We start from the raw sequence: 13,727 nt of genomic DNA, 5'->3' as shown, positions 1-13,727 counted from the left end.
CTCCTATCCTGCCTGGTCACAGCCCGGTAACGAACTCGGCGCGCGGATCATCCCTCGAACAGCCGCATCGACGGCTTCGGCGAGGCGGTCGCATCGGCGTCCGTGGCGGGGATCGCGCCTCCGATGAAGGCGTCGACCTCGCGTCCCTCGGCGACCTTCGCGGGGTGCGGACCCGCTGCCATGAGGCGCGGCAGCCAGTCGGTCGGCAGCGGGCGCCCGGAGGCCGCGAACACGAGATTGCCGAATCTGCGCCCCTTGAGCACCTGCACCTCGGCGAGGATCGCGAGGTGCGGCAGCACGGCGCGCACCGTCGCCGCCTGGCGCCGCGCGAACGCGAGCCCCGCGCCGTCGGCCACGTTCACGAGGAGGATCCCGCCGGGCGCCAGGAGCGCGGCGGCGGAGCGATAGAACTCGACGGTCGTGAGGTGCGCCGGCGTCTGCGCGCCCGAGTACACATCGCTCACGAGGAGGTCGACGGATCCGCTGAGCGCGGGAGGCATCCGACCGAGCCCCTCGCGCGCATCGCTGAATCGCATCCGGATCCGCGCATCGCGGGGGAGGGGAAGGTGCTCGCGCACGAGGTCGACGAGGGGCTGCTCGAGCTCGACGACCTGCTGGCGGGAGCCGGGCCGCGTGTGCGCGATGTAGCGCGGCAGCGTGAGGCCGCCCGCGCCGAGGTGCACGGCCGTCACGGGCCCGTCCGGCAGCTGATCGATGACGGCGCCCATGCGGGCGACGTACTCGAAGGCGAGATAGGTCGGATCCGCGAGATCGACGTGCGACTGGGGCGTGCCGTCGACGATCACCTCGTGTCCGCCGCCGAACTCGGCGGGCCGGATCTCCGCGATCCCGCCGCCCGCCAGGCGCGCCTGCGGGACATCGGTGTCCTTGCGGCGCTGGCGTCCCATGGATCCATTCTCTCGCGCCGCCGCGCCGCGCCCGAGAGCGGGGGCGAGCTCGGCGCGCCACCCCATAGCCTGACAGGATGCGCGCGCCTTCGACGACCCTCGCCGGGATCACAGCGGCGCTCGCCGGCTTCGCGAGCTCCTCCGCCGTCGTGCTCGCGGGGCTGACCGCCGTCGGCGCGACGCCGCTGCAGGCCGCGTCGGGGCTCGTCGCCCTCTGCATCGCGCAGGCGCTCGCGATGCTGTGGCTGTCGGCGCGCACGCGGATCCCCGTGCTCATCGCGTGGTCGACGCCCGGCGCCGCGCTCCTCGCATCGAGCTCGGTCCCGGAGGGTGGGTTCGCCGCCGCCGTCGGGGCGTTCCTCGTCACGGCCGCGCTCATCCTCATCACGGGGCTGTCGCCGCTGCTGTCGCGCGCCGTGGCGGCGATCCCGCCGTCGATCGCGCAGGCCATGCTCGCGGGCGTTCTCGTCGGCCTCTGCCTCGCTCCCGTGCGCGGCCTCGTCGACGATCCGCTGCGGATCCTCCCCATCGTCATCGTGTGGCTCGCCCTCATGAGGTTCGCCCCGACATGGGCGGCCCCGGCCGCGTTCGCCGTGGGGCTCGTCCTCCTCGGGGCCGAGGCCGCGCGCGCTGGCGGGCTCGAGGGGCGGATCCTCCCTGTGCTGGAGATCGTGCCGCCCACGTTCACCTGGGGTGCGATCGTCGGCATCGCGCTGCCGCTGTACGTCGTGACGATGGCGTCGCAGAACGTGCCGGGATCCGCGATCCTCGCCTCGTACGGGTATCGCGTCCCCTGGCGCCATGCGATGACCGTCACGGGGATCGGATCCGCCCTCTCGGCGCCGCTCGGGGGTCACGCGATCAACCTCGGGGCGATCACGGCGGCGATCACGGCGTCGCCCGACGCGCACCCGGATCCGGACGCGCGCTGGACCGGCGTCCGCACGGTCGGCGTGGGCTACCTCGTGCTCGCGGTGCTCGCCACGGCGCTGACGAGCCTCACGGCGGTGTCGCCGGGCGTGCTGGCCGCGGTCGCGGGCCTCGCGCTCGTCCCCACCCTCGCCTCGTCGATCGCGGGCGCCGTCGCGTCGCCCGAGCCCGGGCGCCGCGCCGCCGCCGTCGTGACGTTCCTCGTCGGGGCGAGCGGCATCACGATCTGGGGCGTGGGCTCCGCGTTCTGGGCGCTCGCCGCGGGCCTCGTCGCCCACGCCGCGCTCGCCTGGCGACGCTGATGCGGGCGCACCCCGCAACCCTTCATTTCTGGCACATCTCCGTATGGGAATCGGCGCAGGGATGTGCCAGAAATGAAGGTTTGGTCAGCTGGCGCGAACGCGGCCCGCGACGGTCAGCCGGCCATCGGCCGCGTCGACCGCGAGGTCCTCGACCGCGAGCGCCTCGTCGCTGAGGTGCGCCGTCTTCCCGGCCAGCTCGCGCAGCTGCGGGCGCAGGGGGAGGAGCAGCAGCTTCGTGAGGAGACTGCGGCTCGCGGCCGTCGCGCGGTGGATCGTGATCGTGCCATCGGGGCGCACCTCGACGTCGAAGCCCACGCGGGCCGACATCGGCAGGAAGAACACCTTGCCCGCGCCGCCCGCCGTCACGACGAATCGCCCCTCGCCCTTCGGGACGACGGCGAGCTTGAGCGCCGTGAGCGCGGCGGTCCACCGCGAGGCGTCCTTCATGCGCGAGCGCGCGATCGACAGGGCCAGTTCGGCGATGTCGTCCTGCGCCATCGAGACCCGGAAGGATCCGCTCGCGCGCTTCTCGGCGTCGCTGCCCTCGTCCACGGTGCCGTAGAGGCGACCGTCCTTCCGCACGACGACCCACTCGACGGGCGTGTGCTCGAGGGCGAGCTCGGCGCGCAGCTCGAGGCCGTTGATCGTCACGGGATCCGCGCGGAGGCGCAGGTCGTCGACGCTTCCCGGCGTGCGCGAGACCACCTCGTCGCGGGTCGGATCCGGGATCCACTGCCCGTCGTCGTGCGCGAGCCGACCGCCGTCGATCGTGACCTCCGCGCCCGTCAGGTCGGCGGTGAGCGCCTCGACGTGCGCGCGGCGCGTGAAGGCCGAGGAGCTGACGCGCACGCCCGGCGCGTCGTTCCACCGCACCTCGATGCCGGACGCGGCCGCGCGTGCGATCAGCTGCGTGAGGCCGGTCTTGAGGGTCGTGCCCGAGGCGGGCCACGCCTTCGCGTTCGACAGGTGCCAGGGCCAACGATCCATGTGCTCCAGCGTATGGGACGCGCCGTCGGCGGAACGAGGATCCGGGCGGTTATACCTGAGAGGAAAATCTGAGTCAACTACCCCGGTGGACATCGCGTGTCCACTGGGGTAGCGTGAGTCGTTGCGCCCATTGCTTCTTCCATGCCTTCATATGGTGGTCGGCTGGACAATTCGCGTGATCCCCGCAGATAGCGGCGCGGGTCACGAGCGGATCTCGACGGATGGGCGCGCCTCACACCCTGTCGGCAAGGAATCTAGAGGCCCTTCTCGGGTCCACGGAGGTCATCCCCTTGGCTGCTTCGCGCAACGCATCCACTCCCACCACCAAGAACGGACGCGACGCACAGCGTCTCTCGTTCGCCAAAGTCACCGACGCCCTGACGGTCCCCGACCTCCTGGCGCTTCAGAAGGACTCGTTCGACTGGCTCGTCGGCAACGACGACTGGAAGGCGCAGATCGCCGCCGGCCGCTCCGACATCTCCGATCGCAGCGGACTCGAGGAGATCTTCGAGGAGATCTCGCCCATCGAGGACCTCGCCGAGACGATGCAGCTGTCGTTCGCGAACCCGTACCTCGAGCCCGAGAAGTACTCGATCGAAGAGTGCAAGGACCGCGGCAAGACCTACGCGGCCCCGCTCTACGTCGAGGCCGAGTTCATGAACCACCAGACGGGCGAGATCAAGACCCAGACGGTCTTCATGGGCGACTTCCCGCTGCAGACGCGCGAGGGCACGTTCATCATCAACGGCACCGAGCGCGTCGTCGTGTCGCAGCTCGTCCGCTCGCCCGGCGTCTACTTCGACAAGACGCCCGACAAGACGAGCGACAAGGACGTCGTCTCGGCGCGCGTCATCCCCAGCCGCGGCGCATGGCTCGAGTTCGAGATCGACAAGCGCGACCAGGTCGGCGTGCGCATCGACCGCAAGCGCAAGCAGCCCGTCACCGTGTTCCTCAAGGCGCTCGGCATGACGAGCGAGCAGATCCTCGAGGAGTTCGCCGGCATCGCCTCGATCGAGGAGACCCTCGCGAAGGACACCGTCCTCACGCAGGAAGACGCGCTGCGCGACATCTACCGCAAGCTGCGCCCGGGCGAGCAGGTGGCCGCCGAGGCCGCGCGCTCGCTGCTCGACAACTTCTACTTCAACTCGAAGCGCTACGACCTCGCGAAGGTCGGCCGCTTCAAGCTGAACCAGAAGCTCGGCCTCGACCGCCCGCTGTCCGACTCGGTCCTCACGATCGAGGACATCGTCGAGACGATCAAGTACATGGTGCGCCTGCACCGCGGCGACACGACCTTCGACGGCGTCGCCAAGGGCGGCGAGATCGTCGAGAAGCGGATCGCGACCGACGACATCGACAACTTCGGCAACCGCCGCATCCGCGCGGTCGGCGAGCTGATCCAGAACCAGGTCCGCACGGGCCTGTCGCGCATGGAGCGCGTCGTCCGCGAGCGCATGACGACGCAGGACATCGAGGCGATCACGCCGCAGACCCTGATCAACGTCCGCCCCGTCGTGGCGGCGATCAAGGAGTTCTTCGGCACGAGCCAGCTGTCGCAGTTCATGGACCAGAACAACCCGCTCGCGGGCATCACCCACAAGCGCACGCTGTCGGCGCTCGGCCCGGGTGGCCTCTCGCGTGAGCGCGCTGGTGTCGAGGTCCGAGACGTCCACCCGTCGCACTACGGCCGCATGTGCCCCATCGAGACGCCGGAAGGCCCGAACATCGGCCTCATCGGCCGTCTCGCGACGTACGGGCGAATCAACTCGTTCGGCTTCATCGAGACCCCGTACCGCCGCGTCATCGACGGCAAGGTGTCCGAGCAGATCGACTACCTGTCGGCCGCCGAGGAGCAGTCGTTCAACGTGGCGCCCGCCAACACGCGCCTGAACGCCGACGGCTCCTTCGCCGAGGACCGCGTCCTCGCGCGCAAGCACGGCGACGAGGTCGACCTGATCCCGTCCGACGAGGTCGGCTACATGGACGTCTCGCCGCGCCAGATGGTGTCGGTCGGAACGGCCCTGATCCCCTTCCTCGAGCACGACGACGCGAACCGCGCGCTCATGGGCGCGAACATGCAGCGCCAGGCGGTGCCGCTGATCGAGACCGAGGCCCCGGTCGTCGGAACGGGCATGGAGAAGTTCGCGGCGATCGACTCGGGCGACTCGATCATCGCCGACAAGGCCGGTGTCGTCACCGACGTCACGGCCGACTACGTCACGCTGCAGCTCGACGAGGGCGGCACGCAGGACTTCTTCCTGCGCAAGTTCGACCGCTCGAACCAGGGCAACACGTACAACCAGCAGACGGTGGTGCGCACGGGCGACCGGGTCGAGATCGGCGAGGTCATCGCCGATGGTCCCTCGACCGACGACGGCGAGCTCGCGCTGGGCAAGAACCTCCTCATCGGCTTCATGTCGTGGGAGGGCTACAACTTCGAGGACGCGATCATCCTCAACCAGCGCCTGGTGAAGGACGACACCCTCACCTCGATCCACATCGAGGAGTACGAGGTCGACGCCCGCGACACCAAGCTCGGCAAGGAGGAGGTCACCCGCGACCTCCCCAACGTGAGCCCCGAGCTGCTGAAGGACCTCGACGAGCGCGGCATCATCCGCATCGGCGCCGAGGTGCGACCCGGCGACATCCTCGTGGGCAAGGTCACGCCCAAGGGCGAGACCGAGCTGAGCGCCGAGGAGCGCCTGCTCCGCGCGATCTTCAACGAGAAGAGCCGCGAGGTGCGCGACACGTCGCTGAAGGTTCCCCACGGTGAGCAGGGGACCGTCATCGCGGTCAAGGAATTCGACGCCGAGGAGGGCGACGACGAGCTCGGCTCGGGCGTCAACCGCCGCGTCGTGGTCTACATCGCCCAGAAGCGCAAGATCACCGAAGGTGACAAGCTCGCCGGCCGCCACGGCAACAAGGGCGTCATCGCCCGCATCCTGCCGGAGGAGGACATGCCGTTCCTCGAGGACGGCACGCCGCTCGACGTGATCCTCAACCCGCTCGGCATCCCTGGTCGAATGAACTTCGGCCAGGTCCTCGAGGTGCACCTCGGCTGGATCGCCCAGCAGGGCTGGAAGATCGAGGGCGACCCCGAGTGGGCCGTGAACCTGCCCGAGGAGTTCCGCGAGGTCGCCGCAGGCACGCGCGTCGCCACCCCGGTGTTCGACGGCGCCGAGGAGGCGCAGGTCCGCGGCCTGCTCGAGTCGACCACCCCGACTCGCGACGGCGACCGTCTCGTCGACGGCACAGGCAAGGCGCGTCTGCTCGACGGCCGCACGGGCGAGCCGTACCCGTACCCGATCTCGGTCGGCTACATGTACATCCTGAAGCTGCACCACCTCGTCGACGACAAGATCCACGCACGCTCCACGGGCCCGTACTCGATGATCACCCAGCAGCCGCTCGGTGGTAAGGCGCAGTTCGGTGGCCAGCGCTTCGGTGAGATGGAGGTGTGGGCCCTCGAGGCCTACGGTGCGGCCTACGCGCTGCAGGAGCTGCTCACGGTCAAGTCCGACGACATCCTGGGCCGCGTCAAGGTCTACGAGTCGATCGTCAAGGGTGAGAACATCCCGGAGCCCGGCATCCCCGAGTCCTTCAAGGTGCTCATGAAGGAGATGCAGTCGCTCTGCCTGAACGTCGAGGTCCTCGGTGCCGACGGTGAACCCGTCAGCCTCCGAGACACCGACGACGAGGCCTTCCGCGCAGCGGAGGAGCTCGGCATCAACATCTCCAGTCGATTCGAGTCCGCCTCGATCGACGAGATCTGATCCGCCCGGCCGATACACAGATTTCCCACACAGGAGAGTCAATTGCTCGACGCAACTTCTTTCGATGAGCTTCGCATCGGTCTGGCCACCGCCGACGACATCCGTCGCTGGTCCTACGGCGAGGTCAAGAAGCCCGAGACGATCAACTACCGCACCCTGAAGCCCGAGAAGGACGGTCTGTTCGGTGAGCAGATCTTCGGGCCGAGCCGCGACTGGGAGTGCGCCTGCGGCAAGTACAAGCGCGTGCGCTTCAAGGGCATCATCTGCGAGCGCTGCGGTGTCGAGGTCACGAAGAGCTCGGTGCGCCGTGAGCGCATGGGCCACCTCGAGCTCGCCGCGCCCGTCACGCACATCTGGTACTTCAAGGGCGTCCCCTCGCGCCTCGGCTACCTGCTCGACATGGCGCCGAAGGACCTCGAGAAGGTCATCTACTTCGCCGCCTACATGGTGATCTCGGTCGACGCCGACGCGCGTCACCGCGACATGCCGACCCACGAGAACAACCTCCGTCTCGAGATCAAGGCGGTCTCCGACCGCCGCGACTCGCGCGTCGCCGCCCGCCTCCAGAAGCTGGAGGAGGAGCTCGCCGCGCTCGAGGAGGAGGGTGCCAAGGCCGACCAGAAGAAGAAGGTCAAGGACGCCGCCGAGAAGGAGATGGCCACGATCCGCAAGCGCGCGGACGAGCAGGTCTCCAAGCTCGAGCGCATGTGGGAGGAGTTCCGCACGCTCGAGGTCGGTCAGCTGAAGCCGGAGGACGACGTCTTCCAGGAGCTGCAGGACCGCTTCGGCCAGTACTTCGACGCACGCATGGGCGCCGAGGCGCTGCAGGTGCGCCTGGCGAACTTCGACCTGGCCGCCGAGGCGGATGCGCTCCGCCTCCAGATCTCCGAGGGCAAGGGCCAGCGCAAGATCCGCGCGATCAAGCGCCTCAAGGTCGTCAACTCGTTCCTCTCGACCGGCATGTCGCCGGCCGCGATGGTGCTCGACGTCGTTCCCGTGATCCCGCCGGAGCTGCGCCCGATGGTGCAGCTCGACGGCGGCCGTTTCGCGACGAGCGACCTCAACGACCTGTACCGCCGCGTGATCAACCGCAACAACCGCCTGCGTCGTCTGATCGACCTCGGTGCCCCCGAGATCATCGTGAACAACGAGAAGCGCATGCTGCAGGAGGCCGTCGACGCGCTGTTCGACAACGGCCGCCGCGGTCGTCCCGTCACCGGCACCGGCAACCGCGCCCTGAAGTCCCTCAGCGACATGCTGAAGGGCAAGCAGGGTCGCTTCCGCCAGAACCTGCTCGGCAAGCGCGTCGACTACTCGGGCCGTTCGGTCATCGTCGTCGGCCCGCAGCTCAAGCTCCACCAGTGCGGTCTGCCGAAGCAGATGGCGCTCGAGCTGTTCAAGCCGTTCGTCATCAAGCGCCTGATCGACCTCGGGCACTCGCAGAACATCAAGGCCGCGAAGCGCGCCGTGGAGCGCACGCGCCCCGAGGTGTGGGACGTCCTCGACGAGGTCATCCGCGAGCGTCCGGTTCTGCTGAACCGTGCGCCCACGCTGCACCGTCTCGGCATCCAGGCGTTCGAGCCGCAGCTCGTCGAGGGCAAGGCGATCCAGCTGCACCCGCTCGTCTGCACGGCGTTCAACGCCGACTTCGACGGCGACCAGATGGCCGTGCACCTTCCCCTCTCGGTGGAGGCGCAGGCCGAGGCGCGCGTGCTCATGCTCGCGTCGAACAACATCCTCAAGCCGTCCGACGGCCGCCCCGTGACCCTGCCGTCGCAGGACATGATCATCGGTCTGCACCACATCACGACCGTGATCGATGGCGCGACCGGCGAGGGGCGCGTGTTCGGCTCGGTGAGCGAGGCGCAGATGGCGTACGAGGAGGGCACGCTCCACCTCCAGGCCAAGGCGAAGATCCGCCAGCCCGGTCTCACGTTCCTCGAGGGTGACGCCCCCGAGGGCTACGACGAGAGCGGTCTCGTCGACGCGTCGCTCGGCCAGATGATCTTCAACGACCAGCTGCCGAAGGGCTACCCGTTCGTGCGCGAGCAGGCCGACAAGGGCAAGCTCTCGCAGATCGTCAACAAGCTGGCGGAGGAGTACCCGAAGGTCACGACGGCGGAGACGCTCGACAAGATCAAGGACACCGGATACCACTGGGCCACGCGCTCGGGCATCACGGTCGCGATGAGCGACGTCCTCACGCCCGCGAAGAAGGGCGAGATCATCGCGGGCTACGAGAAGAAGGCCGCGAAGATCACCTCGCAGTACGAGAAGGGCCTCACGACCGACGACGAGCGTCGTCAGGAGCTGACGACCCTCTGGACGGAGGCGACCGACGTCCTCCAGCAGGAGATGAAGGACTCGTTCCCGACCGACAACACCATCTACCGCATGGTGTCGTCGGGCGCCCGAGGCAACTGGCTGCAGATCCGGAACATCGCCGCGATCCGCGGTCTCGTGAACAACCCCAAGGGCGAGATCATCCCCCGCCCGATCCTGTCGTCCTTCCGCGAGGGCCTCACGGTCGCCGAGTACTTCATCGCCACCCACGGTGCGCGCAAGGGTCTCGCCGACACAGCTCTCCGTACGGCCGACTCGGGGTACCTCACGCGTCGTCTCGTCGACGTCTCGCAGGATGTCATCATCCGCGAGGAGGACTGCGGCACGTCGAAGGGCCTCGTGTACCCGATCGCCGAGGTCGGCGCCGACGGCGTGCTCGTCAAGGACTCGAACGTCGAGAACTCCGTGTTCGCGCGCAGCCTCGCGGTCGACGTCGTGGCGGAGGACGGCACGGTCGTCGCCGAGGCGGGCCAGGACGTGGGCGACCCGCTCATCGACAAGCTCGTCGCCGCCGGCGTCACCGAGATCAAGGTGCGCTCCGTGCTCACCTGCGACTCGGCGGTCGGCGTCTGCGCCAGCTGCTACGGCCGTTCGCTCGCGACCGGCAACCTGGTCGACATCGGCGAGGCCGTGGGCATCATCGCGGCGCAGTCGATCGGCGAGCCCGGCACGCAGCTCACGATGCGCACGTTCCACACCGGTGGATCCGCGTCGGCGGACGACATCACGCAGGGTCTTCCCCGCGTGCAGGAGCTGTTCGAGGCGCGCACGCCGAAGGGCGCGTCGCCGATCGCCGAGTCGGCCGGTCGGATCACCATCGAGGAGACCGACAAGGGCAAGAAGGTCATCGTCACGCCCGACAGCGGCGACGAGCCTCACGTCTACCCGGTGCTCAAGCGCGCGACGCTGCTCGTCGAGGACGGCCAGCACGTCGACGTCGGTCAGGCGCTTCAGGTCGGCACGCTCGACCCGAAGGAGATCATGCGCGTGCAGGGCGCCCGCGAGGTGCAGAAGTACCTCGTCGACGGCGTGCAGGGCGTGTACCGCTCGCAGGGTGTGCCGATCCACGACAAGCACATCGAGGTCATCGTGCGGCAGATGCTGCGCAAGGTCACCGTCGTCGACCACGGCGAGACCGACCTCCTGCCCGGTGAGATGGTCGACATGCGTCGCTACCAGGACGTCAACCGCGCGGCGGTCTCCGAGTCGAAGCGTCCGGCATCGGGTCGTCCCGAGCTGATGGGAATCACGAAGGCGTCGCTCGCGACGGAGTCGTGGCTGTCGGCCGCGTCGTTCCAGGAGACGACCCGCGTCCTCACGGAGGCGGCGCTCCAGGGCAAGCGCGACCCGCTGATCGGTCTCAAGGAGAACGTCATCATCGGAAAGCTGATCCCGGCCGGTACGGGCCTCGCCAAGTACCGCGATGTCGAGGTCGAGGCGACCGAGGAGGCGAAGAGCGAGCGGTACCCCAACCGCATCTTCGCGTCGGACGGCGGCTTCGCCGAGGGCGAGTACAGCTACGTCGACTTCGACGCCTTCTCGACCGACGACTTCACGCCCGGGTCATACAACTGACCTGACGCGAGTCGCTGACACAGGCCCCCGGATCCTCGGATCCGGGGGCCTGTGTGTTGCTTCAGCCGCGCCGCGCCCGTCCACTAGCCTGGATGCATGGCGATCGGGGGACGCAGCAAGGTGGCGACGGCGATCGGCACGATTCTGATCGTGGCCGTGCTCGCCCTGCTCATCTGGGCCGCGTGGCCGTTCTGGCCGATCGTGGGCGAGTGGCTCGCGGGTCTGTTCTTCGGGTTCTTCGACTGGCTGCGGTCGATCACACCGTAGGCGGCGTGTTCCCCGGCGAGGCGCGCGGATCTGCGGGGGGCGGCGCGTTAATCTTCCGCAGGAGGGGAGAGGCCCCGTCCGTGAGGAGTGCGTGCGATGAGTGACGCCCAGGGTTCGAGGAACGACGGCGGCGAGCCGGTCGAGGAGCAGGCCGACGGTGCCGCTTCGGTCGCCGACGAGCGAGACGCGCCCGAGCAGGCGCCCGTCGCGGAGCAGTCCGACGAGATGACAGACGCGGGTGCGCCGGACGACGCCGGCGAGGCGAGCGGATCCGGCGACGCGTCGGATGCCGAGCCGAGCGGCGACGCGCCGACCGAGGCGAATGCGGCCGCATCCGACGAGGGATCCACGGCGGAGGCCTCGCCCGCCGAGGAGACCGACACTCGGGCCGCTGATGACGAGGGCGGCGCCCCCACCGATTCCGCCGATGAGCCCGACTATGAGGCGCTCGCGGCCGAGCTCGACCGCCTCGAGTCGGAGACCGCGACGGCCGCTCCCGTCGCACCGGGGGCGCGAGAGCCCGAGGGCGTGCGGAAGCCCGGCGACCCGTGGTTCGAGCCGGCGACGAACGAGACCTTCATGGCGACCGAGCCGCAGCCGGGCGCGACGACGCCGATCGACGAGCCGGAGACGGTCGCGGTCACGGCGAGCGAGCCGGCGCCCCACGTGGCGCCCGCGCCGGGGCCGATCTTCGTGCAGGCTCCTGAGCCTCCCCGACGGCGGGGCAACCGCGGCGCATCGGGCCTCATCGGCCTGCTCGCCGCCGTCGTCTTCGCGGCGCTGTACGCGGCCGTCACCTACGGCTGGAACCTGTTCGAGTCGTTCGCGGAGACGCGCGAGAGCGTCGTCGACCCGCTGACCTTCGTCACCGACGTGCTCCTGCAGCCGCCGTTCTGGTTCACGGTCGTCGCGTTCTGGCTGGCCTTCTGGCTGCTCGGCGTCTTCGTCAACCGCGCCCGCTGGTGGTCGTGGGTCGTGCTCGGACTCTTCGTCGCGCTGCTGACCTACGCCGGCTACATCGGCGGGGTCTTCCTCGACCAGCCGTTCTGGGTGCTCACGGCCGACGAGGGCTTCCTGCTGCTCGTCCACTCGGTGTTCGCGGTGCCCGCGCTGCTCGCCTTCATCGTCGCGCGCGAGGTGACGATCTGGTTCGGCGGCTGGGTGTCGCGCCGCGGCGCGCGCATCACAAAGCAGAACGCCGCGGAGCGCGAGGAGTACGACCGCCTCATGGCGGAGGGCCCGCAGGCCCCCGCGAAGAGCGCCTGAGCCGCGTCCGCTCACCACGAGTCCACACGTCTTCGTCGAGTTCGCAGCCAGCAGCTGCGGACTCGACGAAGACGTGTGGACTTCTGTCTCGGTGCGCCTTCTGCGGCGGGACAATGGAGGGGTGACCTCCCGCGAGCAGCTGCCCGATGCCGCGCTCGTCGCCTTCGCGAGCGTGGGATACCTCGCCCTGCTCGTCGCGGGTCTCGGGGTCGCGAGCCTCGCGACCGACTCCGACGTGATCTCGACCCGCGGGGTCGGCATCGTCCCCGCCTACGTCGCGGCCGGCGCCGCGATCGCCGCCTTCGCGCTGCTCGTGCGCGGCGCGATCGCGGCGGAGCGGCCGAGCTATTTCGCCGCGCTCGGCACGGCCATCGGATCCGCCGCGGCGCACCTCGTCGTGATCGCGTTCGGCGCGCTGTTCGAGACGGGAGACCTCGGCATCGTCCTCGGCGTCACGCGCGAGGTCCTGATCGGCTGGGTCGCGCCGGTCGTCGCGGGCGCCGCGCTCGTCGCCGCGTGGGCCGCGATCGCGGTCCGACGCACGGGCGCCGAGCGCCCGCGCTGGCCATGGGAGCGCCGGCCGTAGCGCGGTTCTCGGCGGGGATCCGTCGCGAGCGAGATCGCGAGGGCGCCCCGGATCAGCTGCCGAGGTCGCGCGGGTCGAAGGGGGCGTCGAGCGACGTCGTGAGCTCCTTCATCATCGCGTCGATCTGCGGATCCACATACTCGCTGACGGCCGAGCGGATCCGCGCGCTGTGTGCCGCGAGCAGGCGGCACACCTCGTGCCCGATGTCGTTCGCGTGCTCGTCGGCGAGCGCGACCTCGCGCCGCAGCGCCCGCTTCGCGTCGTCGGAGAGGGGAGGAAGGGGCGGCGTCTCCTGCGCGGCCTCCTCTTCGAAGCCGGCGATCGTGAACAGGAACGGCGCGCCCGGATCCGGCTCGGGGTCGAGCGGCATGCCGTCGAACTCGGGATCCAGGTCCTCGCGCGGCCGGTAGCTGCGCGCGCGATTGCGTGCGGCCTGCTGGTCGAGCTCGGCCTGCAGCATCGGCAGGTTCTGCGCCGTGTACTGCGCGACCTGCTGATCGATGATCGTCTTCACGCGTGTGGAGAGCCCATGCTGCACGCCGTGCGGCGTGTCGTGGCCGATGCCGGCGGCCTCGAGGATCGGGGATCCGAAGCAGCGACGGCAGGGGGAGCGGCGCCCGCGGTGGGTGGCGGGCTCCCAGCGGGGCAGCCAGCGCAGCCAGGCGTCGACCGCCTGGTTCACCCGCGTCTCCAGCGACCGCTCCATACACTCAGGGTAGTGATCCTCGGGCGTTTGCGGGGCGCGTGTCGCGCGCGTATGATGGATCAGTCTGCGTGTGCGCGTCTGACG

At 69.6% G+C, this 13,727-nt stretch carries 9 protein-coding genes; 6 read left to right on the top strand and 3 right to left on the bottom strand.

Translation table 11 applies throughout. The features are described 5' to 3' along the window. Positions 1-47: 47 nt before the first annotated feature. Positions 48-908: a spermidine synthase gene (locus GB932_RS01710; RefSeq protein ID WP_156758996.1), complete on the bottom strand. Its 861-nt coding sequence runs from the start codon at positions 906-908 to the stop codon at positions 48-50. Positions 909-985: 77 nt separating this feature from the next. Between GB932_RS01710 and GB932_RS01705 the strand changes: the two genes are divergently transcribed. After that, entirely contained in the window at positions 986-2,140 is a 1,155-nt protein-coding gene (locus GB932_RS01705; RefSeq protein ID WP_156758995.1) for a benzoate/H(+) symporter BenE family transporter, read from the top strand. 84 nt (positions 2,141-2,224) lie between these two features. Here the strand turns inward: GB932_RS01705 and GB932_RS01700 are convergent, their stop codons facing one another. After that, positions 2,225-3,127 (bottom strand): hypothetical protein, encoded by a 903-nt coding sequence (locus GB932_RS01700; protein WP_156758994.1) that lies wholly within the window; start codon positions 3,125-3,127, stop codon positions 2,225-2,227. A gap of 290 nt (positions 3,128-3,417) precedes the next feature. On the opposite strand from GB932_RS01700, the gene rpoB reads away from it, so the two are divergent. The 5 genes from rpoB (at position 3,418) to GB932_RS01675 (ending at position 12,937) form a co-directional block, all read left to right on the top strand. Continuing rightward, positions 3,418-6,900 (top strand): DNA-directed RNA polymerase subunit beta, encoded by a 3,483-nt coding sequence (gene rpoB / locus GB932_RS01695; RefSeq protein WP_156758993.1) that lies wholly within the window; start codon positions 3,418-3,420, stop codon positions 6,898-6,900. 42 nt (positions 6,901-6,942) lie between these two features. Further along, positions 6,943-10,818: a DNA-directed RNA polymerase subunit beta' gene (rpoC, locus tag GB932_RS01690; RefSeq protein ID WP_156758992.1), complete on the top strand. Its 3,876-nt coding sequence runs from the start codon at positions 6,943-6,945 to the stop codon at positions 10,816-10,818. Between the two features lie 96 nt (positions 10,819-10,914). Continuing rightward, positions 10,915-11,085, top strand: coding sequence for a hypothetical protein (locus tag GB932_RS01685; protein ID WP_156758991.1), 171 nt, complete (start codon positions 10,915-10,917; stop codon positions 11,083-11,085). 96 nt (positions 11,086-11,181) lie between these two features. Then, positions 11,182-12,351: a hypothetical protein gene (locus GB932_RS01680; RefSeq protein ID WP_156758990.1), complete on the top strand. Its 1,170-nt coding sequence runs from the start codon at positions 11,182-11,184 to the stop codon at positions 12,349-12,351. 121 nt (positions 12,352-12,472) lie between these two features. Next, on the top strand, positions 12,473-12,937 hold the full coding sequence (locus GB932_RS01675; RefSeq protein ID WP_156758989.1) for a DUF6121 family protein: 465 nt from the start codon (positions 12,473-12,475) through the stop codon (positions 12,935-12,937). 52 nt (positions 12,938-12,989) lie between these two features. Here GB932_RS01675 and GB932_RS01670 read toward each other — a convergent pair whose 3' ends face one another. Beyond that, positions 12,990-13,643 carry a spermidine/putrescine ABC transporter substrate-binding protein gene (locus GB932_RS01670; RefSeq protein ID WP_156758988.1) on the bottom strand — a complete coding sequence of 218 codons (654 nt, stop codon included), beginning with the start codon at positions 13,641-13,643 and terminating at the stop codon, positions 12,990-12,992. Positions 13,644-13,727: the final 84 nt, after the last annotated feature.

Origin of the sequence: Microbacterium karelineae (assembly GCF_009745985.1) — a bacterium.
Classification (GTDB): domain Bacteria; phylum Actinomycetota; class Actinomycetes; order Actinomycetales; family Microbacteriaceae; genus Microbacterium; species Microbacterium karelineae.
This window is presented reverse-complemented; position numbering and strand designations above follow the sequence as displayed.